This is a genomic window from Tardiphaga sp., from assembly GCF_028290495.1.
Classification (GTDB): domain Bacteria; phylum Pseudomonadota; class Alphaproteobacteria; order Rhizobiales; family Xanthobacteraceae; genus Tardiphaga.
On record NZ_JAQGJT010000099.1, the window covers coordinates 29,619 to 56,056 of the forward strand.

At 63.8% G+C, this 26,438-nt stretch carries 24 protein-coding genes, 2 tRNA genes and 2 pseudogenes; 17 read left to right on the top strand and 11 right to left on the bottom strand.

Annotated elements, in window-relative coordinates; genetic code table 11:
* Nucleotides 1-850: 850 nt before the first annotated feature.
* Both JWQ24_RS15885 and JWQ24_RS15890 read left to right on the top strand, forming a co-directional pair.
* Nucleotides 851-1,201, top strand: coding sequence for a CarD family transcriptional regulator (locus tag JWQ24_RS15885; protein ID WP_299809829.1), 351 nt, complete (start codon nucleotides 851-853; stop codon nucleotides 1,199-1,201).
* 852 nt (nucleotides 1,202-2,053) lie between these two features.
* Nucleotides 2,054-2,975: pseudogene (locus JWQ24_RS15890) on the top strand (IS630 family transposase).
* A 149-nt stretch (nucleotides 2,976-3,124) separates the two neighbouring features.
* Here JWQ24_RS15890 and JWQ24_RS15895 read toward each other — a convergent pair.
* The 3 genes from JWQ24_RS15895 to JWQ24_RS15905 all read right to left on the bottom strand — a co-directional run bounded on the left by JWQ24_RS15895 (nucleotide 3,125) and on the right by JWQ24_RS15905 (nucleotide 5,868).
* Nucleotides 3,125-3,214, bottom strand: a tRNA-Ser gene (locus JWQ24_RS15895).
* Between the two features lie 167 nt (nucleotides 3,215-3,381).
* Nucleotides 3,382-4,491, bottom strand: a complete 1,110-nt coding sequence (locus tag JWQ24_RS15900) for an ROK family protein (RefSeq protein WP_299809832.1) — start codon at nucleotides 4,489-4,491, stop codon at nucleotides 3,382-3,384.
* A gap of 123 nt (nucleotides 4,492-4,614) precedes the next feature.
* Nucleotides 4,615-5,868 (bottom strand): hypothetical protein, encoded by a 1,254-nt coding sequence (locus JWQ24_RS15905; RefSeq protein ID WP_299809835.1) that lies wholly within the window; start codon nucleotides 5,866-5,868, stop codon nucleotides 4,615-4,617.
* 381 nt (nucleotides 5,869-6,249) lie between these two features.
* On the opposite strand from JWQ24_RS15905, the gene rplU reads away from it, so the two are divergent.
* From rplU to JWQ24_RS15920, 3 genes are all read left to right on the top strand, one after another.
* Entirely contained in the window at nucleotides 6,250-6,642 is a 393-nt protein-coding gene (rplU, locus tag JWQ24_RS15910; protein ID WP_299809837.1) for a 50S ribosomal protein L21, read from the top strand.
* Between the two features lie 95 nt (nucleotides 6,643-6,737).
* Complete coding sequence (gene rpmA, locus JWQ24_RS15915) at nucleotides 6,738-7,010, top strand: 50S ribosomal protein L27 (RefSeq protein ID WP_143571522.1); 273 nt, start codon at nucleotides 6,738-6,740, stop codon at nucleotides 7,008-7,010.
* A 125-nt stretch (nucleotides 7,011-7,135) separates the two neighbouring features.
* On the top strand, nucleotides 7,136-7,732 hold the full coding sequence (locus JWQ24_RS15920; RefSeq protein ID WP_299809839.1) for a GNAT family N-acetyltransferase: 597 nt from the start codon (nucleotides 7,136-7,138) through the stop codon (nucleotides 7,730-7,732).
* A 46-nt stretch (nucleotides 7,733-7,778) separates the two neighbouring features.
* Here the strand turns inward: JWQ24_RS15920 and JWQ24_RS15925 are convergent, their stop codons facing one another.
* Nucleotides 7,779-8,690 (bottom strand): DMT family transporter, encoded by a 912-nt coding sequence (locus JWQ24_RS15925; RefSeq protein WP_299809842.1) that lies wholly within the window; start codon nucleotides 8,688-8,690, stop codon nucleotides 7,779-7,781.
* A gap of 170 nt (nucleotides 8,691-8,860) precedes the next feature.
* Here JWQ24_RS15925 and obgE point away from each other — a divergent pair, with 170 nt between their 5' ends.
* The 3 genes from obgE to JWQ24_RS15940 all read left to right on the top strand — a co-directional run bounded on the left by obgE (nucleotide 8,861) and on the right by JWQ24_RS15940 (nucleotide 11,533).
* Nucleotides 8,861-9,910 carry a GTPase ObgE gene (gene obgE, locus JWQ24_RS15930; protein ID WP_299809849.1) on the top strand — a complete coding sequence of 350 codons (1,050 nt, stop codon included), beginning with the start codon at nucleotides 8,861-8,863 and terminating at the stop codon, nucleotides 9,908-9,910.
* A 34-nt stretch (nucleotides 9,911-9,944) separates the two neighbouring features.
* Nucleotides 9,945-11,075, top strand: a complete 1,131-nt coding sequence (gene proB / locus JWQ24_RS15935; RefSeq protein WP_299809851.1) for a glutamate 5-kinase — start codon at nucleotides 9,945-9,947, stop codon at nucleotides 11,073-11,075.
* Between the two features lie 245 nt (nucleotides 11,076-11,320).
* Complete coding sequence (locus tag JWQ24_RS15940; protein ID WP_299809853.1) at nucleotides 11,321-11,533, top strand: hypothetical protein; 213 nt, start codon at nucleotides 11,321-11,323, stop codon at nucleotides 11,531-11,533.
* Here the strand turns inward: JWQ24_RS15940 and JWQ24_RS15945 are convergent, their stop codons facing one another.
* Nucleotides 11,534-13,219, bottom strand: coding sequence for an MFS transporter (locus JWQ24_RS15945; protein WP_299809855.1), 1,686 nt, complete (start codon nucleotides 13,217-13,219; stop codon nucleotides 11,534-11,536). It abuts the gene before it with no gap.
* Between the two features lie 211 nt (nucleotides 13,220-13,430).
* Here JWQ24_RS15945 and JWQ24_RS15950 point away from each other — a divergent pair, with 211 nt between their 5' ends.
* From JWQ24_RS15950 to JWQ24_RS15965, 4 genes are all read left to right on the top strand, one after another.
* Complete coding sequence (locus tag JWQ24_RS15950) at nucleotides 13,431-14,813, top strand: cytochrome P450 (RefSeq protein WP_299809857.1); 1,383 nt, start codon at nucleotides 13,431-13,433, stop codon at nucleotides 14,811-14,813.
* A gap of 48 nt (nucleotides 14,814-14,861) precedes the next feature.
* Nucleotides 14,862-16,271, top strand: coding sequence for an adenylate/guanylate cyclase domain-containing protein (locus JWQ24_RS15955; RefSeq protein ID WP_299809858.1), 1,410 nt, complete (start codon nucleotides 14,862-14,864; stop codon nucleotides 16,269-16,271).
* A gap of 116 nt (nucleotides 16,272-16,387) precedes the next feature.
* Nucleotides 16,388-16,864: a TerB family tellurite resistance protein gene (locus tag JWQ24_RS15960; RefSeq protein WP_299809859.1), complete on the top strand. Its 477-nt coding sequence runs from the start codon at nucleotides 16,388-16,390 to the stop codon at nucleotides 16,862-16,864.
* 120 nt (nucleotides 16,865-16,984) lie between these two features.
* Entirely contained in the window at nucleotides 16,985-17,764 is a 780-nt protein-coding gene (locus tag JWQ24_RS15965; protein WP_299809860.1) for an SDR family oxidoreductase, read from the top strand.
* 159 nt (nucleotides 17,765-17,923) lie between these two features.
* On the opposite strand, the gene JWQ24_RS15970 is transcribed toward JWQ24_RS15965, so the two are convergent.
* Nucleotides 17,924-17,999, bottom strand: a tRNA-Ala gene (locus JWQ24_RS15970).
* 191 nt (nucleotides 18,000-18,190) lie between these two features.
* Here JWQ24_RS15970 and JWQ24_RS15975 point away from each other — a divergent pair.
* From JWQ24_RS15975 to folD, 3 genes are read left to right on the top strand one after another with little or no spacing between them, the layout of a single operon-like run.
* Nucleotides 18,191-18,481 carry a YggT family protein gene (locus tag JWQ24_RS15975; RefSeq protein ID WP_299809862.1) on the top strand — a complete coding sequence of 97 codons (291 nt, stop codon included), beginning with the start codon at nucleotides 18,191-18,193 and terminating at the stop codon, nucleotides 18,479-18,481.
* An 8-nt stretch (nucleotides 18,482-18,489) separates the two neighbouring features.
* The gene (locus tag JWQ24_RS15980) at nucleotides 18,490-18,849 is read left to right on the top strand and encodes a DUF167 domain-containing protein (RefSeq protein WP_299809864.1); all 360 of its coding nucleotides are present in this window, start codon (nucleotides 18,490-18,492) and stop codon (nucleotides 18,847-18,849) included.
* Nucleotides 18,846-19,730, top strand: a complete 885-nt coding sequence (gene folD / locus JWQ24_RS15985; protein WP_299809866.1) for a bifunctional methylenetetrahydrofolate dehydrogenase/methenyltetrahydrofolate cyclohydrolase FolD — start codon at nucleotides 18,846-18,848, stop codon at nucleotides 19,728-19,730. Before JWQ24_RS15980 ends, folD begins: the two co-directional genes overlap by 4 nt.
* Before the next feature lie 39 nt (nucleotides 19,731-19,769).
* Here folD and JWQ24_RS15990 read toward each other — a convergent pair whose 3' ends face one another.
* From JWQ24_RS15990 to JWQ24_RS16000, 3 genes are all read right to left on the bottom strand, one after another.
* Entirely contained in the window at nucleotides 19,770-21,251 is a 1,482-nt protein-coding gene (locus tag JWQ24_RS15990) for a M20 family peptidase (protein ID WP_299809868.1), read from the bottom strand.
* 149 nt (nucleotides 21,252-21,400) lie between these two features.
* A complete protein-coding gene (gene ppa / locus JWQ24_RS15995) occupies nucleotides 21,401-21,946 on the bottom strand; it encodes an inorganic diphosphatase (RefSeq protein WP_299809871.1) in 546 nt (181 codons plus the stop codon).
* An 81-nt stretch (nucleotides 21,947-22,027) separates the two neighbouring features.
* Nucleotides 22,028-22,537: a GNAT family N-acetyltransferase gene (locus JWQ24_RS16000; protein ID WP_299809874.1), complete on the bottom strand. Its 510-nt coding sequence runs from the start codon at nucleotides 22,535-22,537 to the stop codon at nucleotides 22,028-22,030.
* 323 nt (nucleotides 22,538-22,860) lie between these two features.
* Here JWQ24_RS16000 and JWQ24_RS16005 point away from each other — a divergent pair, with 323 nt between their 5' ends.
* Complete coding sequence (locus JWQ24_RS16005; RefSeq protein ID WP_299809877.1) at nucleotides 22,861-23,286, top strand: DCC1-like thiol-disulfide oxidoreductase family protein; 426 nt, start codon at nucleotides 22,861-22,863, stop codon at nucleotides 23,284-23,286.
* A gap of 5 nt (nucleotides 23,287-23,291) precedes the next feature.
* Here JWQ24_RS16005 and JWQ24_RS16010 read toward each other — a convergent pair whose 3' ends face one another.
* Complete coding sequence (locus JWQ24_RS16010; RefSeq protein ID WP_299809879.1) at nucleotides 23,292-24,545, bottom strand: NAD(P)/FAD-dependent oxidoreductase; 1,254 nt, start codon at nucleotides 24,543-24,545, stop codon at nucleotides 23,292-23,294.
* 163 nt (nucleotides 24,546-24,708) lie between these two features.
* On the opposite strand from JWQ24_RS16010, the gene maiA reads away from it, so the two are divergent.
* On the top strand, nucleotides 24,709-25,374 hold the full coding sequence (gene maiA / locus JWQ24_RS16015) for a maleylacetoacetate isomerase (protein ID WP_299809881.1): 666 nt from the start codon (nucleotides 24,709-24,711) through the stop codon (nucleotides 25,372-25,374).
* Between the two features lie 194 nt (nucleotides 25,375-25,568).
* Here maiA and JWQ24_RS16020 read toward each other — a convergent pair.
* A pseudogene (locus JWQ24_RS16020) lies at nucleotides 25,569-26,438 on the bottom strand (translational GTPase TypA); the annotation flags it as partial.

A 26,438-nucleotide genomic window follows, 5' to 3' on the forward strand; every position in this document is an offset into this window, starting at 1 on the left:
AGCTACCACACTGGAGGATCGGGCAATTCGTGATGCTTCACTCAATCGCATTTGTTGATCCAAGTGTATGGCTCGAAAATTTATCGCGACGACGCTCGCAGGACTTGACAATATCTTCCACAGCGAGAGGCTTGCTCTTAAATGCGATGGCAGGCACCGTAGTTCGCCGAAGCCGGCCGATCAGCTATCGAGCTGCAATTCGCTCGGTCGTGGCTGACAAAATGAGTAATCGCAGGTTCGGAGTGGTCAAGTAAGGGGCGACAAATTCGCATATGTGAATTTGATTTCCGTTCTGATGGGGTCGCCCCTGGCAAGGGCAGCACGACCGCATCCAGGCCGACGGCGGCCGGAGCTTCGAGATCCTAGCGGCGCTGCACGGCGCCGCGGCGATGAAAAGCGACTTCGCCAGCAACCACGTCGAGGACGCCAGGAAGCGCTGGCGGCTTGGAAGGCGGAGCATCCCGGATACGACATCGACGGCGGCGTCGCACTCTTCTCAAGAAGTTGTCGCCAACATGAAAAATTGGATCGCTCTGGGCTTTTACCTGGTCCTGATCGTTAGCTGGTGCACGTACGAATGGTTGGTCAACGGCTGCGAGGCATCGCGCTCAAGCTCGTGGCATTCCCGGCGCTATTCGGACTCTACTTGCTATGGCGCGACTTTATCAGTCCGAACTGGGAGTCGCTTTGATGGCCATCGACGTTGAATAGGCGGCCGGCGCGGCGTCAACCGCAAGATTCAGAAGTTGATGAATCCGCAGGTCACGTGGCGCCTGCAGCACTTCGGCGCCCCCTCGCAACTAGGATGCGTACATGCGGCACTTTCCAGTTGCTCAGGCACCGTTTCAAAGTGGACAAGCATGTCGCCTATCCGGAGTACGGCGTCGGGATGATCATCACCATCGAGCAGCAGGCTATCGCCGGCGCGAAGCTCGAGTTTTCCCTCATTAACTTCGAGTACGCCAACATGAGGCTGCGCGTGCTAATCGGGAAGCACCAAGCCATAGGGATGCGGCGGCTGGTAGACAAACCTTTGCTAGCCTCGGGCTATTCGTCGGCGAGCCGCAGCTCTTTAACCGGAAACACAATGCTGCCGATCGTGACGTATCGCTTCCCCGTTCGTCGACCAGCCATGCCATGCGGCCTTCGACTTGTATCAAGTCCTTCCACGCAGGGTCTCAGGCAGCGATGGAGGGAGTAGGCGCGCACATATGAGCATCATGTCGCCGCCCGCGGAGACGTCCGTCTCGACGAAGACGCTCGTCCGGTCGATCGCTTCCACAACGTCCTGCACTGGATGTCCGCAAGTGTAAACGCCAGGCGCCCGAGTAGATCGCTGCCGATAATGCGGTAATTCCGGCGAGATATGCTGCGCGAGGGAGACGGCCCGCGTAGGTGCCCCCGTCGCCGAAGATGCCGGCTGTTAGGGGTAAGCGAGAGCCAAAGAATTAATAAAGGAAGATTGAACTACGCCGCCCCAACAATCTTCGACCGTGAAATCTTGGAAAAGATCGTCATGCTTTCCATCCGTAGAAGTTGTCACTTGCGCAGTTAATTAAACCGGGTTGTGACTGACATTAACGATGAAGCCCTCATGAGCATGAAGAGAGCGCCCATGCTTCCGCGCTCCATTTCCAACCATAAGCGCAAACGTCGCACAACGTATGAGGTGCTCGCAACCATACCTATTTTGTTGATTGGGAGTCTGCACTGATAAGCCGCCAACCGCTCTTGCCACTGAGGCCCGGTCCCGGCGGCGCGCCCTCGGCGGACTGCACAAGCCTAAGGTCATACCCGCATAACTTGCTGTCTGGATTCACTAGGTGCGGATGCTTCGGCTCAAGCTACGCGGTCGCCGTCGACTTCAATCGCGGTCCGATGTTACGATGCCCGAGGATCCGCGAGCCAAGCCATTAGGATAAGCGACTGACAGTCTCCCGCAAGAGTTTCGAGAAACGCGACCTAGAGTCTGATTCCCTAGGGTTGAATCGTTCGGGACTCCCAAGCGGCTCGAATTTTGGTTCAAGTGCTGACTATTTGGAGGTCAGCATGGATGGCGAAGGCTTATTCGAATGATCTGAGAGAGCGGCGGCGGCGCTGGTTGTGGGCGGCCGTCCGTGCAGGGAAGTTGCCACGCTGTTTGGTGTCAGCGTGGCCAGCGTCGTAAAATGGTCGCAGCGGTTGCGGGCAACAGGCAGAGCAGCGGCCAAGCCGATCGGGAATCGGCGACCTCGATCACTGATAGCGCAGCGGGATTGGCTGTTGGCGCGTCTCGAAGCGGTCCCGGATTTAACGCTGCGTGCTTTGGAGGCGGAGTTGCGCGAACGCAGCGTGGTGACGAGCTACGGTTCGGTGTGGCGCACGATTCGAGATGCCCGGCTCAGCTTCAAAAAAAACGCTGTTCGCAACCGAGCAAGACCGGCCTGACGTAGCGCGCAAGCGTCTGCGCTGGAATGCAGCGCACCAGGCGACGTCGATCCCGCGCGGCTGGTGTTTATCGATGAAACCTGGGCGAAGACCAACATGACACGCTTGCGCGGCTGGTCGCCCCGAGGCGAGAAGTTGCTCGCGAAAGTCCCGCACGGCCACTGGCAGACGCCGACCTTCCTCGCGGCCCTGCGCCATGACCGCATCGATGCGCCTCTGGTGCTCGACGGGCCGATCAATGACGAGAGCTTCCTGCCTGGGTTGAGCAAATGCTGGTGCCGACGCTAGCATCCGGCGACGTCGTGATCATGGACAATCTCGGCAGCCACGCGATCCGCGCCGCTGGCGCGCATCTGCTTTTCCTGCCGCCCAATAGCCCCGATCTCAACCCGATCGAGAAGGTGTTCGCCAAACTCAAGTCGCTCCTGCGGAAAGCCGCCGAACGCTCCGTCGAGACGACAAGGGGCAGAATCGGAATGCTTCTCCAGAACCTCCCGCCACACGAATGCGCCAGCTATCTCAGAAACTCAGGATACGCTTCAACCTAAATGGATTAGACTCTAGTTTGCATCGAGAAACGACGAGCCTCGTCGGAACTGATCTCCAAATGCGCTCGACTCTTGTTGGGGGCTAACTAGGGGGCCAATCGGCGCTTGAATTTTAAATGTCTTATATTTCAAATGCTTACAAGGAGGCTTGGCGGAGAGGGGGGGATTCGAACCCCCGATAGGCTTGCACCTATGCCGCATTTCGAGTGCGGTACAATCAACCACTCTGCCACCTCTCCAGGTCGCCAAGAATCCGCGGTCGCCCGCGGGTGGTTGCGCGGTGTTCTAGGCGAGGTTCGCGCGCCAGACAAGCCACGCGACAGGAAATTCAGCAGATCGTGGCGGATAGCCGGCACGGACCGTCTGATTTGCTCTCAGCCGGCCGGTCATGGGCTCGCGCGACGCCTCAATCCTTGGATTTCTTGTCCTTCTTGTCCTCTTTTTTGTCGTCCTTCCTGTCGCGGTGCCGGTTGGTAAAGCGGGCGTTGCCCAGTCCAGTACCGATGGTCAGCACACCCCAACGGTCGAATTCCTGCATGAACGGCACCTCGCTCAGGCCCTGGGCGACACCGTCATTATGCATCAAGACCGCGGTGTCGTGGCCGCCGATCTCCGGAATCCCCTCGGCGACCAGCGCCGGCAGGTTGAACTTGCTGCTCTCCCAGTTGCCCGGCAGGTTCTGCGCACCCTTCTCGATGGTGCCATCCTCGTTGATCACGCCAGGGCATGAAATGCCGATGAACGGCGCCAGCTTGAAGCCTTCGGCCTCGGCCGCCGCGATCAGATCCTTCAGCATCTTGACCAGCCGCTTCACCGCGCCCTCACGGGTCGGCTCGTCGTCGGCATGGCGCCACAGCTCGGATTTCCAGACCGAGGCCTTGGAAAGATCCGGCGCCTTCTTCCAGCGCGTCTCGACCACGCCGCAACGGATGTTGGAGCCACCGATATCCACTGCCAGGATGCTGTCATGGGCCTCGAAGATCCATGACGGCGCCAGGTGCAGGCAGCCCAGCAGGCCGGCCTCATCGGGGTGAAAACGAATCGGCACCAGATCGACCTTGAGGCCTTCGGCCTTCAGCAGCAGGCCGGTACGCGCGATCGCCAGCTCGCCGATCCGGCTCTGCCGAAAGCCGCCGCCGACCACGATGCATTCGGTGTCGGCCCAAGCCTTGCTCTTGAGGAAGCGCCGGGTGACGTAAGCCAGCTCCTGCGCAAAATCCTCGATCGCGCCGTGCACCAGCGCCGCGGCGGCGATGTCCTCGCCGAGCAGCGCTTCATCGAGTGTCGATTTGCCGATTTCCTCGGTCGCCTTCTTGCCCAGCGGATCGTCGCCGTTCTTCTGCAGCGGCTTGCGCAGGCCATCGAGAATGCGCTGAAACGCGCCCTTGCTGGCGCGGTCGCCGAGGAAGCCGTCCTCGTCCTTCAGTTCTATGTTGAAGCTATCCACGTCCACCGAGGGCAGCCGCGTCGCGCCATGCCGGCCGATGCCGGCCGTCGTCACTGTGTCGTCAGCCATGTCGCCCCTGCGGTTAGAAAATCCGAAGGACAATGCGCAGGGAACCGGTTGGTTGCATGGCAGGATTTGGCCGGACCGGCCGGCAGGGGTCATCCGCACTTCCGCGCCTGCGACGTGCCGCGATCACGCCGCGCGGCGTTGCCATGCCTCGGCGCGCTGCAGCAGCATCGCCGCGAAGGCCTGAAAGATCGCGCGCATCTGCGGCGGCTTATAGGGAAACAGCTCCGGCGAATCCATGTTGTGGACCACCGCGGTGTTGTCCGCCTCGAAGATCAGCAGTTCGCCGCTTTTGGTTTCCGCGCAATCGACCGTGAAGTAATCGAGCCCGACGCGCTCCACCATGCCGTCGAGCGCGCGTCGGTGACGCGCCGCAAAGCCGGCGTCGAAGGTGGTCATGAAGGCGGCTTCCTCCAGCCGCTTGCTCTCGCTGAACGACATGCCGGCGTTGAGGTACCAAATCTTCCATTGCTCGGCGATCGCCATGTGGCACGCATAGACTTGGCCGTTCACGATCACGATGCGGTATTTCCGGAACTGCCCGTCCGCGCTGGAATAATCCACGAAGCGCGAGATGAAGAATTCCGGCTCGGCGCGTTCAGCGAGATAGGCGGCCAGCGCATCCGCGTCCTCAAGCCGGGCCAGGCCGACGCCGGCGTGCGAGCCGCGCGGCCGCGCGATCACCGGAAATTCCAGGCCTTCGGCCACGCTGGCCAGCGAGGTGTTGCCGCCCGACACATCGGCGAGCCGGGTGTGGGTGACGCCCACGGTCGGGGGAATCTCGATCCCGTCGATGCCGCTCAACAGCCGGTACAGCTTGTCGCGGTCGAGATTGCCGATCCGGCGGGGAAGGTTCAGCAACGGCCGCGGCCAGCGCGGCGCGAGATGGTCGATCTCGGCCAGCGCCGCGCGGCATTCCTCGGAGTCGGAGGCCACCACGATCGCGACGTCGTGCTCCGGCAGCGGCGAGGGCAGCTCCGTTCCCGGCACCACGTAAAGCGTCGTCAGTTCGATGCCGGAATCCTCCAGCAGGAAATCGATCGGCGTGTTGCCGCCCATGTCGATGGCCGCGGCCAGCGCCAGAACCCGCAGCCGCGGCGGCTGCATGTCGCACGGCGACCGAAACAGCCGATGCTGGGCCAGCACCTCATCCTGGATCGTCAGCCCGTTCTGCTTTTCACCGAGCAGCTGCGCCAGCAGCGACAGATCGATGCCGTCGCCGGCATCGGCTGTGCCAAGAACGGCCTTGTACATCAGGCGATGCCGCAGCGGACGCAGGTTCTCGCCGTCGAACGCCATCCGCGTCAGTTGCGCAAATCCGAGCCGTGGAACCGCCACAACCGTGGTGGGATCGCCGATCGGAAGTGTCTCGGATGTCATGGGAAGTTCTCGTGAAAAGGTCATGAGGCAATTATTTCCGGCGCGGATCATGCCCCGCCAATGAATCGCCTCCCTGATGCGTTCTTTACCATACTGCCGACCGTTGGCTGCATGGGTGAAATGACCACCCCAAGCGTCAGAAACGCCCGTTTTACTGCATTTTTGGGACCTTTTCCTTGACTCGCGGGTCCGGCGGGCTATAAGTCCCGCACCCGGCGCAGGTTTTCCTGACGCCGATTGTTTTTGCGTGATCGGCGGCAACGTCCCCAAGACCGCAGAAATTCGCTGAAATCTTTCGGGATGAATGCGGCGCACCTCAAGAATTAACAAAAAGCCGGCCCGGAGCATCCGAGGTTGGAACGAGCACGAAGGAATATAACGATGTTCGCAGTCATCAAGACCGGCGGGCGGCAATACCGCGTTGTCGCAGAAGATGTACTCGAAGTAGGCAAGATCGAAGGCGAAGTTGGAACGATCATCCAGCTCGGCCAGGTTCTGGTACTCGGCGGTGATACGCCCGTGCTCGGACTTCCGATGGTTGAGGGTGCCACCGTGGCGGCCGAAGTGCTGTCGCACAAGCGCGGCCCGAAAATCATCTCGTTCAAGAAGCGCCGCCGCAAGAATTCGCGCCGCAAGCGTGGTTACCGCGACGAAATCACCGTGTTGCGCATCACCGAGATCCTGGCAGACGGCAAGAAGCCGACCGTCGGACCGCGTCCGAAGCGCGAGAAGGCGGTTGTTGCCGCCCCCGTCGAGGCTGACGACGCCGCATAAGGTTTGGCGCGGCATCAGGCCGCGACAAGTTGAAATCATGTGAGATCGCGCCCTCGGGGATGTGATCTGGAACTTCTCGAGATTGGAGACGGGCTATGGCTCATAAAAAAGCAGGCGGTTCATCGCGCAACGGTCGTGATTCGGCAGGCAAGCGCCTCGGAATCAAGGCGTACGGCGGCGAGCGCGTCATTCCTGGCAACATCATTGCGCGTCAGCGCGGCACCACCTGGCATCCCGGCCTTAATGTAGGCATGGGCACCGACCATACCCTGTTCGCCAAGGTCGAAGGCCATGTGCAGTTTCGCGCCAAAGCGAACGGCCGCACCTTCATTTCGGTTCTGCCGATTCTTGAAGCCGCGGCCGAGTAACACGGTGGACACATTGGAGTCCGCCGGGTCCTGTTGAACCCGCGGACGCCAAAGAGGCTCCAAAGGGGAGGCGGGAAACCGGCCTCCCCTTTTCGTTTGGTGCGCCGACGCGCCAGGAGCCCGAGATGCTGCAGGATATCCCGACACCGACACAACTAGACCCCCTTGAATCAACAGGCTGCATCCTCGAGACCGAGCGTCTCGCGTTGCGCAGGCCGACGCTCGCCGATACCAAGGCGATCGCGCATCTCGCCAATGACCGGCGCATCGCGGAGATGACGCGCCGGCTGCCGCATCCCTATCTGCACGATCACGCGGTCGAATTCGTCAATGCGCTCAGCGCCGGCAGCGACACCGTGTTCCTCATCGAACTGGACCGGCAGCCGATCGGCCTCGTCGGCATCGACTGGCGCGAGCCGGAAGTGCCGGAGCTCGGCTACTGGCTCGGCGTCGCGCACTGGGGCCAAGGCTATGCGACGGAAGCGGCGCGCGCGATGATCGATTTCACCTTTGAGGAATTCGCCGTCGAGCACCTGATTTCAGGCGCGCGCGTCGCCAATCCGGCGTCGCGCAACATCCTGGAGAAGTGCGGTTTCCAGTGGAGCGGCGTCGAACTGCATCGCTTCGCGGCGATCGGCTCATCGACGCCGGTGGACCGCTTCAAGCTCAGCCGCAGCGTATGGTCATCGCTGAAGCACTGGGGGACTTCGACGCGGCGATAGCGCCGAATCATTCTTCCTTCTCCTGTTCGGGGAGAAGGAAGAAAGGTCACACCGGCGACGCGACCTCGGCTTCGATCTTGCCCAGCTTCTGTTCGCGCAGAAAAATGTACAGCCCGGCCGCGATGATAATCGCGGCGCCGATCAGCGTCGCCAGTGACGGCATTTCGCCGAATATCAGGTAGCCGAACATCACCGCCCAGACGATCATCGAATACTGATACGGCACCACGACGCTGGCCGGCGCCAGTTTCAGCGAGCGGTTGACGCACAACAGCGCCACCACCGACACCGCCCCAGCGAGCACGAAGAAGCCTAAGTCCCGCAGCGACGGCGTCAGCCAGCTGAACGATGTCAGCGCCGCGCCGAAGGTGAGCGTGCCGATGAATTGCGTGCTGGCCAGCACCACATCCGGCGCGCCGCGCAGGCTGCGCGTGATCAGCATCAACGCCGCAAACGACATGCTGCCGCACAACGCAATCAGCGCCGGCCAGGTCACCGTCTGCGCCGAGGGCTGCAACGCGATCAGCACGCCGGCGAATCCAACCGCCACCGCGCTCCAGCGCCGCCAGCCGACCTGCTCGCGCAAAAAGATCGCCGAGCCGGCGGTGACGAAGATCGGACAGGCCAGATAGTAGGTGATGACATCGGCTAGCGGCAGATAGGCCGCCGCCCAGAAGAACGCGGCCACCTCCAGCGTCGAGAGCACGACGCGCAAGAATTGCAGCCACGGACGCTCCAGCCGCAGGAATTCGCCGCGATGCCGCCAGATCGACGGCGCCAGCAACACCAGCGCCGCACAGGCGCGCAGCAGCATCAACTGCCCCACCGAATAGGTGCCGACGAGGAATTTGCCGATCGCGTCACCGCACGAGAACATACAGATGCCGGCCAGCATCAGGCCGATACCGGCGAGGCGCGCCGCGCGATGGTCGGTTGCGGTGGAAATGGTCGCAAACATGCCTAGATGGACCTGTAGAGACAGCCCATCACGACAGGGCCTGGTTAACAGCGGCACGCGTCGTCTACGACACGCCCTTCGCGGCAGCAAGGCCCGCAAATGCGGGCTTTTCACGGCTTCAGAGCCATGAAGAGGTTGCCGCCACCACCCCCCTGCGATACGGATACGCCATGAAATTTCTCGATGAAGCCAAGGTTTACATTCGCTCCGGTGACGGCGGCAACGGCTGCGTGGCGTTCCGCCGCGAGAAGTACATCGAGTTCGGTGGCCCCTCCGGCGGCAACGGCGGACGCGGCGGCGATGTCATCATCGAGGTCGTCGATGGTTTGAACACGCTGATCGATTATCGCTACCAGCAGCATTTCAAGGCGCCCAAGGGCACCAACGGCATGGGCAAGGACCGCCATGGCGCCAACGGCAAGGCCGTGACGCTGAAGGTGCCGGTCGGCACGCAGATCTTCGACGAGGATCGCGAGACGCTGATCCACGATTTCACCAAGCTTGGCGAGATCTTCGTGCTCGCCGAAGGCGGCAATGGCGGCTTCGGCAACGCGCATTTCAAATCCTCGACCAACCGCGCGCCGCGCAACGCCAATCCCGGCCAGACCGGCGAAGAACGCTGGATCTGGTTGCGGCTGAAGCTGATCGCCGACGCGGGTCTGGTCGGCCTGCCGAATGCCGGCAAGTCCACCTTCCTCTCCGTGGTATCTGCCGCCAAGCCGAAGATCGCCGACTATCCGTTCACGACGCTGCATCCGCAGCTCGGCGTGGTCGATATCGACAGCCGCGAATTCGTGCTCGCCGACATTCCCGGCCTGATCGAAGGCGCGCATGAAGGCGCCGGACTCGGCGACCGTTTTCTCGGCCATGTCGAACGCTGCCGCGTGCTGCTGCATCTGATCGACGCGACCTGCGAACATGCCGGCAAGGCCTACAAGACCGTGCGCACCGAACTCGAGGCCTATGAAGGCGAGCTCGCCAACAAGGTCGAGATCGTCGCCCTCAACAAGATCGATGCGGTGACGCCGGAGCAGCTCAAGCAGCAGAAGGACCGGCTGAAGCGCGCCTCGAAGAAGACGCCGCTTTTGCTGGCCGGCGCCACCGGCGAAGGCGTCAAGGAAGCGCTGCGCGCACTGGTCGCGGAGATCGGCGAAGCGCCGGTGTCCGACAAGGCCAAGGCCGCCGGGGCATCCGCACCGTGGGCGCCTCTGACGACCTGATCCCCTCCCCGCAACACTGTCGCCGAAGCCTGCCATGTCGTGTCCCGAGCTGAAGAACTTCCGCCGTATCGTCATCAAGGTCGGCTCGTCGCTGCTGATCGATTCGGCCAAGGGCGAGGTGAAGTCGGCTTGGCTGACGGCGCTGGCGGCGGACATCGCGAAATTGCACGCCGATGGCTGCGACGTGCTCGTCGTGTCGTCCGGGTCGATCGCGCTGGGGCGGAGCAAACTGAAACTGCCGCGCGGCGCGCTGAAGCTTGAGGAGAGCCAGGCCGCCGCCGCCGTGGGGCAGATCGCGCTGGCGCGGATCTGGTCGGAAGTGCTGGGCCATCACGGCATCGGCGCCGGCCAGATTCTGGTGACGTTGCAGGACACCGAGGAGCGCCGCCGCTATCTCAACGCGCGCTCGACCATTGCCAAGCTGCTGGAATGGCAGGTGGTGCCGGTTATCAACGAGAACGATACGGTCGCCACCAACGAAATCCGTTATGGCGACAATGACCGCCTCGCCGCGCGCGTCGCGACCATGGCGTCGGCCGATCTGCTGGTGCTGCTGTCGGACATCGACGGGCTCTACACCGCGCCGCCCGGCGCCAATCCCGATGCGAAGCTGATTCCCGTGGTCGAATCCGTCACGGCCGAAATCGAGGCGATGGCGGGCGCCGCGGAATCCGAACTGTCGCGCGGCGGCATGTACACCAAGATCGAGGCCGCCAAGATCGCGACCACCGCCGGCACGCATATGCTGATCGCGTCGGGCAAGATCGCGCATCCCCTGCAGGCGATCGCCGATGGCGGGCGTTGCACATGGTTTCTCACCCCCGCCAATCCCGTCACCGCGCGAAAGCGCTGGATCGCAGGCTCGCTGGAGCCGAAGGGCACGCTGACGATCGACGCCGGCGCTGTCACCGCGCTGCGCGCCGGCAAGAGCCTGCTGCCGGCCGGCGTGACCCGCGTCGAGGGCCAGTTCGCGCGCGGCGACGCCGTGGTGGTGCGCGGCCCCGATACGCAGGAGATCGGCCGCGGGCTTGTGGCCTATGACATCGAGCATGCCGAGCAGATCAAGGGCCACTCCTCGCCCGACGTGATGCGCATTCTGGGCATCACCGGCCGCGCCGAAATGATCCACCGCGACGACCTCGTGATCGGCGTCGCCCCGGTCTGAGCCTCCGTCCTCATGGTGAGGAGTGCGCTTGTTGGCGCGCGTCTCGAACCATGACGCGATTGTCGTCCATCCCGAGCGAATGGCCTTGCCATTCGCTGGAGACGCGGTCGAAGGTGACCGCTCCTCAGGATGAGGGAGAGTCTGGGGAGAAGATGAACGTCTCGGGGCGAGAGCACTCCAATAGTAGCAACGAAACCCCACGTCGTGCATTATCCCTGGATTGCATCGTCGACCGGATACATCCCATGATCAGATTTGCACTGATGATTCCAATACTGCTTTTCGCATCTGCGGCATCGGCCCAGCAGAACAACCAGTCGGCCTGCGCGCGCGACGTGTCGCGTTTCTGTCGCGCCAAGATGAATGACGGCGACATGGTCGTCCTCGGCTGCCTCAAGGAACACCGCGCCAAGCTCGGCAAGGCCTGCGCCAAGGTGCTGGCGGATAACGGCCAGTAATCAGCCGCTGGGGCCAATAGACGTCGACACCGGCAGCACCTCGCTGGCGGCGCGATCCGGCGTATCGTCTTTCCAGCGTACCGAGCCGAACGGCCGTTCCAGCATGCGGCGGACGCGGACCGGATCCGGACCCAGATGATAGTCCACGGCACGCTGGTACAACGCACGCTCGGACTGCGTCGAACGGTTGCGCTGCCGCAGGAAGTCGAGCCAGGTCGGGCAATGATAGCGCTCGGTCCACAGTTCGGGGTCGGCAATATCGCGCGCGATCGACCAGCCATAGGCGCCGTTGCGCTGCCTTGAGAGCTGGACGTCCTGCATCACGCCGTGGAAGGCGCGCGCGCTGTCCTGATCGACACGGTACTCGATTTCCACCACCAGCGGCCCGCTGCGCCCGGTCAACGGCAATTGCACTTCGGGATCGGCGAGCATGCCAGCATCCTCGTCGCGCGCACCGATCGGCGGCATTTTCAGCCACAGGCCGAACAGCGGCGACAGGAACATCGCCGCCCCCGAAACCAGCAGCGCCATCTCGACGCCGACGCTGTCGGTGAGCCAGCCCCAGCCCCAGCTGCCGATGGCGATGCCGCCGGCGATCGCTGCCTGGAACGCGGCGAGCGAACGGCCGGCGACCCAGCGCGGCGCCGACAGCTGCACGCCTATATTGAACAGCGCGATCGCCAGCATCCATACCGAGCCCGCAACCACCAGAGCCGCGGCGGTCAGCACCGGCTCACGGCTCACCGCGATGACGGCGATGGCAGCGCCCATGATCAGCGCGCAGGCGCGGATCGAGGCCTCGCCGCCGAGATGCTTGCGGACATGACCAATATTGAGCGCGCCGACCACCGCACCCATGCCGAAGGCGCCGAGCATGATGCCGTAGGTCTGCGCGCCGCCATGCAGCAGGTCGCGCGCCACCAGCGGCATCAGCGCCGACACCGAGCCGCCGCAGATGCCGGTGATCAAGGTGCGCGTGAGCACGATGCGGATCGACGGCGAATTGGCGATGTAGCGCACGCCCGAGACGATGGCGCGGCTGAGCCGCTCGCGCGGCAACCGCGATACTTCGGTATTGCGCCGCCACAGGAACAGCACCACCAGCAGCGGGATGTACAGCACCGCATTGGCCGCGAAAGCCGCGACCGCACCGGCAGTGGCCACCACGATGCCGCCGATCGCCGGGCCGAAGCTGCGCGCGATATTGTAGCTGATACCGTTCAGCGCCACCGCCGAAGGCAGAACACCCGGGGGCACCTGTTCGCCTACCGAGGACTGCCAGGCCGGGCCGAACAGCGCCATACCGCTGCCGATCACGAAGCAGAACGCCAACAGGATGTTCGGCGTCACCAGCCCGAGCCAGGTCAGCGTCGTCAGGATGGATGCGCCGACCAGCGACAGCACCAGCGAGACCAGCGACACGACGCGGCGGTCATACATGTCCGCGACCGCACCGGCCGGCATCGAGATCAGCATGATCGGCAGCATCAAGGCGGTCTGCACCAGCGCAACCTTGTCGGCGGTGGCCGTCATCTGGGTCATCGCCCAGGCCGCGCCGACGCTCTGGATCATCAGGCCGAGGTTGGACAGCAGACTGGCCAGCCAGATCCGGCGAAACACCACAATGCCCAGCGGCGCCGCAATACTGTCGGCGGCAAACCTTGGTGATTTCAGCACTGGCGTCATCATTCCCTGCCGCTATCTGCAAAGCACTGTCGGCGCGCGAGCGATCCGCCGGTGATATCCTTGTGATGCCTGCGAATCTCACGGGCTGTCCAGTACCAGCGACGCCGTGGGGGCATGCTATAATTTGCAGGCGACACCTTGCCGGGAGACGGCGCGCCGCGCCATCATGGCGCCCGGATTGGCCGCTCCACTCTCTCTCCGGGAGCATCCCATGAGCATCGCCGAAAGCAACGATATCTTCGCCCTGCGCGCCCCTCTGGTGCCGCCGTCACCGCCGCGCGCGGCCGAGGGCATGGGGCCGTTCGGCCGGATGGCCTTGATGCGCAGAAGCGTGATCGGCACCTGGGGCCAGCGCGCCTATGAAGAGGACATCGTCAAGGGCCGCTTCTTCGGCCATGCCAGTTTCATCCTGAACGCGCCCGACGATATCCGCCATGTGCTGGTCGACAATTACGAGAACTACACCCGCACCGCGGCCGGCATCCGCGTGCTCCGGCCGATGCTCGGCGAAGGCCTGCTGCTGGCGGAGGGGCGCAGCTGGAAGCACCAGCGCCGCACGCTGGCACCGGCCTTCACGCCGCGCGCGGTGACCACGCTGGTGCCGCACATGATGTCGGCGATCGAGGAAACGCTGGCCGAATTGGGCCACGCCACCGGCGCCGTCGACCTGCGCGAGGTGCTGCAGCGGATGACGCTGGAGATCGCCGGCCGCACGATGTTTTCCTACGGCATGGCGCGCCACGGCCGCGCGTTACGCGGCTTCGTGATCGAGTACGGCCAGAATCTGGCGCGACCGCATGTCCTCGACCTGCTGCTGCCGCTGGGCTGGCCGACGCCGCAGGACATTGCGCGCCACTTCTTCCGCAAGCGCTGGACCCGCTTCGTCGCCATGCTGATTGCCGAACGCCGCGCCGCCGGCAAGCTGGACGGCGCGCCGCCGCGCGACCTGTTCGACCTGATGGTCGCGGCGCGCGACCCGGAGACCGGCGACGCCTTCTCCGACGCGCAGCTCGGCGATCAGGTGGCGACGATGATCCTCGCCGGCCACGAGACCACCGCAACGGCTTTGTTCTGGGGGCTGTATCTGCTGGCGCTCGATCCCGACACGCAGGCGCGCGTCGCCGCAGAAGCCAAGGCGGCTGATACCGGCACGCTCGATATCGACCGGCTGAAATTCACCCGGGCGGTGATCGACGAGACGATGCGGCTGTATCCGCCGGCATTCCTGATCGCACGCGCGGCGGCCGGACCGGACAGGCTCGGCGGAGAGAACGTCGTGAAGAACGACGTCGTCCTGATCGCGCCGTGGCTGCTGCACCGGCACGAAAAGCTCTGGGAACAGCCCAACGCCTTCCTGCCGGAACGCTTCCTGCCCGGCGCGCCGCCGCCGGACCGCTACGCCTATCTGCCGTTCGGCGTTGGCGCCCGTGTCTGCATCGGCGCGCATTTCGCGCTGGTCGAGGCGACGCTGGCGCTGGCGAAGCTTATCGGCGCGTTCCGCGTCGAACTCATGGAGACCTCCCCGGTGCTGCCGGTCGGCATCGTCACGACGCAGCCGGACCACTCGCCGATGTTCCGGATCGCGCAGAGGTGAAGCCGCGGCCTGCTTGGAGGCCGGCCTGATTCGTTCTAGACTTCGTGCATGAGCGATACACACGCCCAGCTATCCGTGCTCAGACAGACAGCCGATCCGCTGGTCGTTGAAGCCATCGAGAACCTGATCGACAAGGGTGAAGACCACGAACTCAACCGCATCAATGTGCTGGATTTCGCAGCACACCGCGGATTGAACGAAGAGCGGGTGATTTCGGGGTTCCTTCATGCCTCGCGTCTCGGCCTGTTCGAACTCACTTGGAACGTACTCTGCCCCGGCTGCAGCGGCGTGCTCGACGCCCATTCCACCCTGAAATCACTGCGCCACGATGACTATCATTGCGGGCTGTGCGCCTGCGGTTACGAGGCGTCGGTGGACGAACAGGTCGAGGTCGCCTTCACGGTAAGTCCGCGGGTGCGGCGGATCGCGGCCCATGATCCGAACTCGCTGCCGATCTGGGAATATTTCAAGCAGATATTCTGGAGCTCCGGTGTCGATTTCAACAAGGAGTCGTTTGCCGAGCTGTCCGAAGAGGTTGTGCTGGACGCGATCGAATTGCCTTCGCACGAGAAGGCGTCGCTGTCGCTGCAACTGCCGAAGCAGTTCATTATCGTCTTCGAACCCGTGACCCATGCGGCGCAGTTCATCGACGTTCAGGGCGAGCCGACCCGCGAGCGGCAGCAGCTCTCGCTGATCTACAACCGGGTGCAGGCGCCGACCGGAACAATCACGTTGCGTCCCGGCCCGTTGCGGCTGTCGCTCGACAACCAGACCGAAGTGCGCGTCCTGCCCTCGGTATTCGTCGCCGCCGACGCGCTCCATCATCTGATCGGCAAGCGCAAGCCGTTCCTGACCGCAAAGCGGATCCTGACCAACCAGACATTCCGTGACGTCTACAAGGCGGACAATCTTACCATCGACCAGCGGCTGAAGATCACCTCCCTGACCTTCCTGTTCACCGACCTCAAAGGCTCCACCGCGCTCTATGAGCGCGTCGGCGACCTCGCCGCCTTCGATCTGGTGCGCGCGCATTTTCACGCGCTTCTGGAGATCATCTCCTCGGAAGCCGGCGCTGTGGTGAAGACCATCGGCGACGCCGTGATGGCGACCTTCACACGGCCCGAGCAGGCGTTGGCCGCCGGCCTGCGGATGCGCGCCGCGATGGATCAGCTCAACGCCGAACGCGGCACGCGCGATCTGATGGTCAAGATCGGCATCCATGAGGGGCCGTGCCTGGCGGTAATGCTGAACGAGCGGCAGGATTACTTCGGTCAGACCGTCAATATCGCGGCGAGGGTGCAGGGCGTCTCGAACGCGCAGGCGATCCACGTCACCGGCACAGTGCGCTCGGCGCAGGCGGTGGACGAGATGCTGCGCAAGGCGGACATCGTCCCGATCGAAAAACAGGCCGCCTTGCGCGGCATCGCCGACAAGGTCGTGGTCTACGAAATTCCCTGAAGCGCTGTGCCGCAGGCATTGCCGAATGGTAATACCGCCGGAAGGAACCCGGTTGCATTGCACGCGTTGCGTTTTCGCGCCACAAAGGTGGCGTGTTTTCCAGACGGGACAGTTTGATGTTTGATAAATTGCGCGATTTCATTGCCGACGTCGTCTCGCCGGGCGCGCAGGCCCAGCAGTTCGACGATACCGGCTATCGCCTCGCCGCCACCGCGCTGATGGTCCACGTGGTCTCGCTCGACGGCGAACCGACCGCGATCGAGAAGACCAAACTGCACAGCCTGATCGAGAGCCGCTTCGGGCTCGACCCCGGCACAGCCGACAAATTGATCGCCGCCGCGACTTTGGTCGAGGGCGACGCGGTCGATCTGTATCACTTCACCAGCGTGATCATGCGCGCGGTCGACGAGGCCGGCCGGATCCGCATCATCGAGATGATGTGGGAACTGGTCTATGCCGACGGCAAGGTTTCCGAATTCGAGGAGAACGTGGTGTGGCGCGCGGCCGACCTGCTCGGCGTGTCATCGCGCGACCGCATCGAACTGAAGCGACGCAGCGCAAGCGGGGCGGCGACCTCGGATGCATCAGCCTGACCTGGCAGCATTGGTAGTCCGATGCGGCTTCGCGCTTGCGGATAACTGGTATCCCTATATTAAAAGAGTTGTAGTTTCCAAATCGCACTCCCGTGACCATGATGGCAAGAGCATCGCATTGTGACTGAGCGTGTGACGTTGATAACCGGCGCTTCGGCGGGAATCGGCGCCGAACTGGCCCGGGTCTTCGCGTCGAATGGCCATAGACTGGCGCTGGTCGCGCGCCGCGCCGAGCGGTTGCAGGCACTGGCTGGCGAGTTCGTCGCCAACGGCCACGCCGCGCCGATCATCATCCCCTGCGATCTCGCAGCGCGCGGTGCCGGCGATCAGATTGCGGCGGCACTGGCCGAGGCCGGCGTCGAAGTAGATTACATCGTCAATAACGCCGGCTTCGGCATGTTCGGCCGCGCCGTCGAGATGGACCGCGACCAGCAGCTCGGTATGCTCGACGTCAATGTCCGGATGCTGACCGACCTGTCGCTGCGCTTCACCGAAAGCATCATCCGTAACAAGGGCGGCATCCTCAATGTCAGCTCGATTGCCGGCTTTCTGGCGGGGCCGGGCATGGCGGTGTATTACGCCAGCAAGGCGTATGTGCTGCACTTCACCGAAGCGCTGCACCAGGAGCTCAGTGACAAGGGCGTGCGGGTTACCGCGCTTTGCCCGGGTCCGGTGCCATCGGAATTCCAGCAGCGCGCCGGCTTCGAGCCGGGGATGGATTCGGCGATCCTCAACGTGTCCGCCGCCGACGTCGCCGCAGCCGGCTATCGCGGGCTGATGGCCAACAAGCGCATCGTGCTGCCGGGACTGGGCATCAAGATCGTTCCGTTCCTGCTGCGCTTCTTCCCGCGCGGGTTCGTGGCGGGGGCGGTGGCGAGGTTACAGTTGCGCAGGATGTGAGCGGACGTCGGTCGGAGGGCGACGGCCGTTGAACACCGCCGCTCCGTCTGAGCGCTTTGCGCCATGTATCCTTGGCTTGATTCGCTTCTGGAAAACCGGAGTTACCTGCTGATCCCCGAGGCTTTCCTGTCCCCAGGGATTGCGAAGCAAGCGAGGGGATGGTGGAGCCAGGCGGGATCGAACCGCCGACCTCGTCATTGCGAACGACGCGCTCTCCCAGCTGAGCTATGGCCCCGATGCGGACCGACCTTGCGGTGCGGTCTGCAATCGCCGCCATTTACAATCCCTGTTAACGGCAAGTCAAGAACGACCGAGACCATCCGATTTCACGGCGCTTTTGCTGCGGGGTTCCCTTGTTTGCAGGGGGCCAAGACGATATTTAGCGGGTAGTCGAATCCGCGACCAAACCCGCGAGTCCTCCCCGCCATGCGTGCCATTCTCGATATCGTACTGATCATCCTCGATCTCTACGTCTGGCTGCTGATTGCCTCGGCGATCCTGTCCTGGCTGATCGCCTTCAACGTGGTGAACACCCGTAACCAGTTCGTCGCGGCGATTGCCGAGTTCCTGCTCCGCATCACCGAGCCGGTACTGGGACCGATCCGGCGCGCGCTTCCCAGTCTGGGCGGGTTGGACATCTCGCCGATCGTGCTGATCCTGATCATCATGTTCCTGCAGCGCGTCATCACCTATTATATCTACCCGAACGTCTACTGATCCCTCGCGTGGCCGATGCTTTACGTGATCCCTGGCGCTACTCCACCGGCGGGATCAGCATCGCGCTGCGCGTGACACCGCGCGGCGGGCGCGATGACATCGACGGGACCGAGACCTTGGCCGACGGCCGCAGCGTGGTGAAGGTGCGGGTCCGCGCTATCGCCGAGGGCGGCGAAGCCAACCGCGCCGTCATCGAGCTGCTCGCCAAGGCTCTCGGCGTGCGCAAGCGCGACGTCCGGGTATTGTCCGGCATCACGTCAAGGCAGAAACAGATCGCCGTCGACGGCGACCCCAGGAAACTCGGCGAATTGCTGCGCAGTATCACAGCAGCAAAGTCCGAAAAAGCCAGCGAACAGGATCCGACATGACCGCCCGCATCATCGATGGAAAGATCATTGCCGCCGAACTGCGCGGGCGCGTCGCCGGCGAAGTCGCGCGCGTACAGCGCGACCACGGCCTGACGCCGGGCCTGGCGGTGGTGCTGGTCGGCAGCGATCCGGCCAGCGAGGTCTATGTCCGAAGCAAGCACAAGCAGACCCAGGCCGCCGGCATGTCGTCCTTCGAGCACCGGCTGCCGGCCAATGTCGCGCAGGCGGATCTGCTGGCGCTGGTGGCCAAACTCAACGCCGACCCGGCGGTTCACGGCATCCTGGTACAGCTGCCGCTGCCGAAGGGGCTCGACACCGACGCCGTGGTCAATGCGATCGACCCCGCCAAGGATGTCGACGGCCTGCATCCGAACAACGCCGGGCGTCTCGCCGGCGGGCTGCCGGCGCTGTCGCCCTGCACGCCGCTCGGCTGCATTATCCTGACCAAGACAGTGCATCCATCGCTGGAGGGCATGAACGCCATCGTGATCGGTCGCTCCAACCTGGTTGGCCGTCCGCTGGTGCAATTGCTGCTGAACGAAAACGCCACGGTGACGATTGCGCACTCGCGCTCGCGCGATCTGGCGAAGCTCTGCGCGCAAGCCGACCTGGTCTATGCCGCGGTCGGCCGGCCGGAGATGGTGCGCGGCAACTGGCTCAAGCCCGGCGCCACGGTGATCGATGTCGGCATCAACCGGCTGCCCGCCGAGGACGGCAAGACGAAGCTCGTCGGCGATGTCGCTTATTCGGAAGCGCTGGAAGTGGCGGGCGCGATTACCCCGGTGCCGGGCGGCGTAGGCCAGATGACGGTCGCCTGCCTGCTGGTCAATACGCTGCGCGCGGCCTGTGCGATCCACGGGCTGGCCAGACCGTCGGTGTAGCTTCTTCTCCCCACGCGAAAATGCAGGGGCAGATTGAAGTCAGTTCGCCGTGTTCTCCAGCAGCCTTCGATAGAACCGGATCATGTCGCCGTAATTCGCGACGCTGAGCCGTTCGTTGCTGCCATGAAAGCGCTTGAGGTCTTCCGCGGTAGCGCGCACCGGCGAGAAGCGGAAGATATTGTCGGCAATTTCCACGTATTGCCGTGAATCGGTGGCGGCCACCATCAGGCCGGGTGCTACGACCGCATCCGGAAAGACTTCACGAATGGTCTGGCTCAGCGCGCGGTAAGACGGCGTGGATGTAGCCGTCGCCGGCGGCGGATCGGTATTGCCCGGCGCAGCAGCGATCACAATGCGCTCGTTGTTCACCGCGCGACGCATGTGGTCGACGACACCAGCCTGGGTGTCGCCCGGCAGCAGGCGAAAGTTGACCGTCGCCTCGGCGTGGCCCGGCAGCACGTTGTCCTTGTCGCCGGCATTGAAGATGGTCAGCGCCGTCGTGGTGCGCACGGTCGCCTCGGTCGGCCCGGTCTTCTCGAATTCGCGCAGCAGCAGCGGCCTGAACAGCCACAGATTCGACAGTACCACGCGGTTGAAGGCGTTCATCTCCGGCGCCAGCGTGTCGAACATCTCGCCGACGGTGGGCGGAATCCGCATCGGCAGCCGACTGTCCTCAAGCCGGACCAGCGCCGCACTCAGCATCCCGATAGCGGTATCTCGCGGCGGCATCGAGGAATGGCCGGGCGTCGCCTGCGCTTTCAGGGAGAACGTCGCGTAGCCCTTCTCGGCGACGCCGATCAATGCCGCGGGCCGGTTCAGCCCCTTCAGAATTCCTTCCGTAATGATCAGACCTTCATCGAGGACGAAATCGAGCCGGACGCCCCGCGCGGCCAAGAGAGCGGCGATCGCGCTGGCCCCGCGCATGCCCGTGACTTCCTCATCATGACCGAACGCGAAGTAGATGGTGCGCCTGGGCCGGAAACCGTCTTTGGCGAGCGCCTCGGCCGCCTCCAGAATCGCATAGAGGTTGCCCTTGTCGTCCCAGGAGCCGCGCCCCCAGATGAAGCCGTCGCTGACCACCCCGTCGAACGGCGGATGCTGCCAATCCTTCTCGGTGCCCGGCGCGACCGGCACGACATCCTGGTGGGCCAGCACGGCCATCGGCTTCGCCGCGGGATCGGAGCCCTGCCACGTATAAAGCAGGCTGTAGCCACCCACCGTTTCGCGGCTGGTGGCCGCATGGAACGCCGGAAAGCTGGCGGCAATGTGCGCCTGCAGGCCGCGAAAGGCGTCGGCGGAGTGATCGGGATCGGCGATGTCCGCAATGGTGCGGAAGCGGATCGCGTCACCAAGGCGCGCCGCGGCGGCGGCTTCATCGAGCGCCAGGCGCGGAAGGGCCGCGACCTGCAATTGCCGCGAGCCGTGCGTGTAGACGTTGAACAGAAGCACGCCGGCAACGATGCCAAGCGCCAAAAGCGCCAGCACGACCACATTTCGGATCAGGCGGATCAACCGGCGCATCGAAGCTAGGCCCTCGCGCTGATGAATGACGAAGGCCCGCGGCCTCCGTCGGACGTGCCAGAGCCCGTTCCGATCGATCGAAACGGGCTCTGTATTTTCGGTCAGGCGCGCTTCTCAACGCGACCGGTATCGACGTCGCTCGAAAGCGCTTAAGCCTTTGCGGACTTCGCTGCCTTGGCGCGCTCTACGCCCTCGAGGATCAGGCGGTGGGCATCGGCGGCATCGCCCCAGCGCACCACCTTGACCCACTTGCCGGGCTCGAGATCCTTGTAGTGCTCGAAGAAGTGCTGGATCTGCTGCAGCGTGATTTCCGGCAGATCGCTGTAGTTCTTCACCTTGTCGTAGCGCTGCGTCAGCTTCGAGCTGGGCACCGCGATGATCTTCTCGTCCTGGCCGCCCTCATCTTCCATCAGCAGCACGCCGACCGGGCGCACGCTCATCACCGCGCCGGGCACGATGGCGCGGGTGTTGGCGACCAGCACGTCGCACGGATCGCCGTCGCCGGAGAGGGTGTGCGGAATGAAGCCGTAGTTACCGGGGTAGCGCATCGGCGTGTAGAGGAAGCGGTCGACCATCAGCGCGCCGGAGTCCTTGTCCATCTCGTATTTGATAGGCTCACCGCCGACCGGCACTTCGATGACCACGTTGACTTCATGGGGCGGGTTGACGCCAAGCTTGATTGCGTCAATGAGCATCGGAAACTCCAGAATGTTGAGTGTGGCAGACGAACGATTGAATCCGGCCATCGTCTACCGGATATCGACGCGTCCCGCCAATCAATTGGTCCAGGCGAAGGCCACCTTGTCGAGCGACTTCGGCCCGAAACGCTCCGAGGAACGGGCGACCATGCGGCCACCGAGCGCGCGGTAAAACTCGGTGGCGCCCTCATTGTCCGACAGCGCCCAGATCACCATGCTCTTCAGCCCGCTCTGCGCCAGATCGCGCTTGGCGGAAGCGAAAAGCCGGCGACCGAAGCCAAGGCCCTGGAATTCCGGACGCAGGTAAAGCTCGTAGATCTCGCCTTCGAACTGCAGGCTGCGGGCGCGGTTGCGACCGTAATTGGCATAACCGGCGACCTTGTCTCCGAAGCACAACACGCTCACGCGGCTACCCTTGCGGATCGCCGAATCCCACCATTGCGGGCCGCGGCGGTTGATCAGCTTCTCCAGCTCCGGGCCGGGGATCAGGCCCTGATAGGCCGAACGCCAGGCTTCATCATGCGTGGAGGCCACCGCGGAAGCATCCGCAGCCTTGGCCGGTCGAACCTCGATCAGGATTGTGCTCATGACGCAATCAAAGCAACTCAGCGCGCGCTGTTCAAGGTGTATCGTTAATTATGGGTTAACGTGTGGATTTTTCGCATCAGTGGGCAGCGCAAGGTGTTTCAAAAAAATACAGCCGCGACGGCGGCGGACAACCTTGTCCGATTTTCGGCCGGATGATGTGTCCAAACGCGAGTCCGGCCGCTGTCATGCAAGCGAACGGCTGCGCTCTTCGAGCAAGTGATTCGCGGCATCGAGGTCGTGATCATTCCATATGACGGACGGCTGGCGCGGCTGCAGGATTCCGACTACCGCTTTGGAGAGCGCTGCACAGGATCTCCCTGCCGATGACACCGGGACCGACCGTGACCGATCCATGGCCTGACGACGACGTGATCCTCTATGACGGCGTCTGCCTGTTCTGCTCGCACTGGATCCGTTTCATCGCCGCCCGCGACAACGGCCGCTTCCGCTTCACCGCGATTCAATCCGGCTACGGCGCTCGCTTGGCCGACCACCTTGGTATCGACGCCGCCGATCCCGACACCAACGCCGTGATCCACCGCGGCGTCGCGCACTTCAAATCCGACGGCGCACTGACTGTGCTGTCGCAACTGCCGGGCTGGGGCTGGGTACGCGTACTCCACGCACTGCCGAAAGGTTTGCGCGATCCCGTCTATGGTTTGATCGCAAAAAACCGCTACCGGATTTTTGGGCGGAGTGATGTTTGCGTGGTGCCGGATGCGAAGATGCGCGCGCGAGTGATCGAGTAGCTGAACTACACTTTCGTTCGCGTGCGCGCTGCGATGACCTCCCCCGCCGCCCGCTCTCCCGAATCCCGCGCGCCATGCGCCGTCGAGAAGAAGTGCGGGGATGTCGCCTCGCCCGCGAAGAACAGCCGGCCGTCGACCGGCGCGGCCAGCATCGCGCGTGCCGCGGCGTGGCCGGGTTTGGCGGCGGAATAGGCGCCTTGCGAAAAGCTGTCGTGGACCCAGCGGGTTTCGACCAGCGGCGTGAGCCGGCTGCGGTAGTTCGAGCCGAGCAGCGCCACGACTTCGTCGATCGCCTGCGCCGACAGCGCGCCGTCACCGGCGTCTTCGAGTTCGCGCGCGAACGCGCCGCCGTAAAAGCCTTCGATGCAGGGGCGACCGAACGGACGCAGATGGAAGCTGCCGACGCCGCTTTGCGTGGCCGCGCCGCGCAGGCCGGCATCCTTCGGCAGATCATCGTCGCCGGAAAGCGCCAGCATCACCTTGTTGTTGGCGCCGAGCGGCAGGCCAAGCGCGGCATCGACCTTGCCCGGCAAGGGTGGATCAAAGCGGATGGCTTCGCCGGCGATCAAGTTGCTCGGCACGGTGACAATGACTTTCGCCGCGCTCAGCGTGCCCTTCGACGTTACGATCTTCACGCGCGGGCCGGAGTGATCGATCACGCTGACTTCCGTGTTCAGCGATACCGGGCACGGCGCGCCATAGGCTGCGATCAGCGCGCCATAGCCGGACGGCAGGCGCCAGTTCACCTCGGTGTTTTCATAGGCGTCCATGTCGTGCAGCGAGACATGGTCGAGTTCGACGCCGTTGATATAGGTGCTGATGGCGTCGAGCATCGGATTCCAGCGGTTGCCGGGCTCGAGGCACGTGCTGGCCGGCGCATCCGGTCCGTGTTCGGCGGCGCGCTCGGCGCGCTCGTAGAACGCGTCCGATGCGGCGAAAAAGCTGGCGCGGTCGTCCTTCGAAAACGAGCGGTCATAGCTCTGCTGGCGCCACGGCGCGCGCGTCTTGTCGATCTCGACACCAAGCCTGCCGGCGATCGCCACAAAGGAATTCTGGTCCGCGGAATGCAGCCAGCCACACCCCATGTCGAACGGGATTCCGGGCGCGGCCATCACGGTGCGCGCGCGGCCGCCGATCCGGTCGCGGGCTTCCAGCACGATCACCGACAGACCGGAATTCTCCAGCGCGCGGGCTGCGCCGAGACCGGCGGCGCCGGCGCCAATGATGGCGACATCAATCTCGGAAGGCAGGTTTGTCATCGCGTGTTCGGCTTTGCGGCAAGGCGCCGGGATGGCATCATTCGAAAGATCGCGCGCGCTCACGCGCAAGTGTCGTGACAGCTGGATATCGTCTTGCCTGAATTATTCAAGCTGCGACGACGTTTCAGCCATTATCAAGACAACCTCGGGAAAGATCGTTCCAATGGCCGACAACACCGATTTCGAACTCTATGGCTTCTGGCGGACATCGGCGACCTACCGGGTCCGGGTGGCGCTCAACCTGAAGGGCCTGACCGCCCGTGAGCACGATATCAACCTCGACAAAGGCGAGCAGCTCAGTGCGGATTTCCTGGCGATCAATCCGCTGGGCGCCATCCCGGCGCTGATCGAGAGTGGCCAGCCACCGATGACGGAATCGCTGGCGATCCTCGAATTCATCGACGAGACGCACCCCGCGCCGCCGCTGCTGCCGGCGGATCCCCGCGGACGCGCCCGCGTCCGGTCGATTGCCCAGATGCTGGCCGCAGACACCCATCCGCTGATCGTGCCACGGGTGCGGAAATACCTGACGGAGGTCGGCGGATTCGATCAGGCTGCGGTCAAGGCCTGGATGACGCACTGGTTCGGCACCGGCCTCGCCGCGGTGGAGCGGCGGCTGTCCAGCGAGGCCGCCACCGGGGCGTTCTGCCACGGCGACGCGGTAACGATCGCAGACATCTGCCTCGGCAGCATCACCGTGCTGGCGCGGGTCAACAAACTGGCGCTGCCACCGCTGCCCACCATCGATCGCATCATGGCGCGCTGCGAGGCGATGGAGGCTTTCGCCAAGGCCGATCCGATGCAGCAGGCGGGCGCGCCGAAGGCTTAGCCGCGTGCTGTCATTCCGGGGCGTGTGGCGTCGCCAACGGCGACGATGCGCGAACCCGGAACCTCGAAATGAGTCACACCTCGGGATTCCGGTTTCGCTCGGGCTGCGCCCTCGCGCCCCGGAATGACATACGAAACCAAAAATGCCCGGCGCGAGCCGGGCATTTCAGTATCAGGTGGTCGAGGCGTCGTGGCTTACGCCACCACTTCCTTGGTCTTTTCGGCGCGCTTGCGGTCGGCAGCGTCGAGATGCTTCTTGCGCAGGCGGATCGACTTCGGGGTGATCTCGACCAGCTCGTCGCCCTCGATGTAGGCCAGCGCCTTTTCCAGCGTCATACGAATCGGCGGGGTCAGGCGAACGGCTTCGTCCTTCGACGTGGTGCGGATGTTCGACAGCTGCTTGCCCTTGAGAACATTCAGTTCGAGATCGTTCTCGCGGGTGTGCTCGCCGATGATCATGCCCTTGTAGACCTTCCAGCCCGGCTCGATCATCATCGGGCCGCGATCTTCCAGCTTGAACATCGCGTAAGCCACCGCTTCGCCCTGGTCGTTGGAAATCAGGACGCCGTTGCGGCGGCCCTGGATGTCGCCCTTGTAGTTGGCGTAACCATGAAACAGCCGGTTCATGATCGCGGTGCCGCGGGTGTCGGTCAACAATTCGCCCTGATAGCCGATCAGGCCGCGGGTCGGCGCGTAGAACACCAGGCGCAGGCGGTGGCCGCCGGACGGGCGCATCTCGATCATCTCGGCCTTGCGCTCGCTCATCTTCTGCACGACGACTCCGGAATGCTCCTCGTCGACGTCGATCACGACCTCTTCGATCGGCTCTTCCAGCTCGCCCGCCTCGTTGCGGCGGAGCAGAACCTTGGGGCGCGACACCGACAGTTCGAAGCCTTCGCGGCGCATGGTCTCGATGAGAATGCCGAGCTGCAATTCGCCGCGGCCGGCAACCTCCATCGAATCCTTTTCCTTCGATTCGGTGACGCGCAGCGCGCCATTGCCTTCGGCTTCGCGCAACAGGCGGTCGCGGATCATGCGGCTCGTGACCTTGTCGCCTTCGGTGCC

Excerpts from the sequence above, each read along its gene's own strand:
- JWQ24_RS15950 (WP_299809857.1), top strand. The coding sequence starts at position 13,431 with ATGAGCATCGCCGAAAGCAACGATATCTTCGCCCTGCGCGCCCCTCTG.
- JWQ24_RS15975 (WP_299809862.1), top strand. The coding sequence starts at position 18,191 with ATGCGTGCCATTCTCGATATCGTACTGATCATCCTCGATCTCTACGTC.
- JWQ24_RS15990 (WP_299809868.1), bottom strand. The coding sequence starts at position 21,251 with ATGCGCCGGTTGATCCGCCTGATCCGAAATGTGGTCGTGCTGGCGCTT.
- JWQ24_RS15940 (WP_299809853.1), top strand. The coding sequence starts at position 11,321 with ATGATCAGATTTGCACTGATGATTCCAATACTGCTTTTCGCATCTGCG.
- JWQ24_RS16005 (WP_299809877.1), top strand. The coding sequence starts at position 22,861 with ATGACACCGGGACCGACCGTGACCGATCCATGGCCTGACGACGACGTG.
- JWQ24_RS15945 (WP_299809855.1), bottom strand. The coding sequence starts at position 13,219 with ATGACGCCAGTGCTGAAATCACCAAGGTTTGCCGCCGACAGTATTGCG.
- JWQ24_RS16000 (WP_299809874.1), bottom strand. The coding sequence starts at position 22,537 with ATGAGCACAATCCTGATCGAGGTTCGACCGGCCAAGGCTGCGGATGCT.
- folD (WP_299809866.1), top strand. The coding sequence starts at position 18,846 with ATGACCGCCCGCATCATCGATGGAAAGATCATTGCCGCCGAACTGCGC.
- JWQ24_RS16010 (WP_299809879.1), bottom strand. The coding sequence starts at position 24,545 with ATGACAAACCTGCCTTCCGAGATTGATGTCGCCATCATTGGCGCCGGC.
- proB (WP_299809851.1), top strand. The coding sequence starts at position 9,945 with ATGTCGTGTCCCGAGCTGAAGAACTTCCGCCGTATCGTCATCAAGGTC.
- rpmA (WP_143571522.1), top strand. The coding sequence starts at position 6,738 with ATGGCTCATAAAAAAGCAGGCGGTTCATCGCGCAACGGTCGTGATTCG.
- maiA (WP_299809881.1), top strand. The coding sequence starts at position 24,709 with ATGGCCGACAACACCGATTTCGAACTCTATGGCTTCTGGCGGACATCG.
- JWQ24_RS15955 (WP_299809858.1), top strand. The coding sequence starts at position 14,862 with ATGAGCGATACACACGCCCAGCTATCCGTGCTCAGACAGACAGCCGAT.
- JWQ24_RS15900 (WP_299809832.1), bottom strand. The coding sequence starts at position 4,491 with ATGGCTGACGACACAGTGACGACGGCCGGCATCGGCCGGCATGGCGCG.
- JWQ24_RS15920 (WP_299809839.1), top strand. The coding sequence starts at position 7,136 with ATGCTGCAGGATATCCCGACACCGACACAACTAGACCCCCTTGAATCA.
- ppa (WP_299809871.1), bottom strand. The coding sequence starts at position 21,946 with ATGCTCATTGACGCAATCAAGCTTGGCGTCAACCCGCCCCATGAAGTC.
- rplU (WP_299809837.1), top strand. The coding sequence starts at position 6,250 with ATGTTCGCAGTCATCAAGACCGGCGGGCGGCAATACCGCGTTGTCGCA.
- obgE (WP_299809849.1), top strand. The coding sequence starts at position 8,861 with ATGAAATTTCTCGATGAAGCCAAGGTTTACATTCGCTCCGGTGACGGC.
- JWQ24_RS15925 (WP_299809842.1), bottom strand. The coding sequence starts at position 8,690 with ATGTTTGCGACCATTTCCACCGCAACCGACCATCGCGCGGCGCGCCTC.
- JWQ24_RS15905 (WP_299809835.1), bottom strand. The coding sequence starts at position 5,868 with ATGACATCCGAGACACTTCCGATCGGCGATCCCACCACGGTTGTGGCG.
- JWQ24_RS15960 (WP_299809859.1), top strand. The coding sequence starts at position 16,388 with ATGTTTGATAAATTGCGCGATTTCATTGCCGACGTCGTCTCGCCGGGC.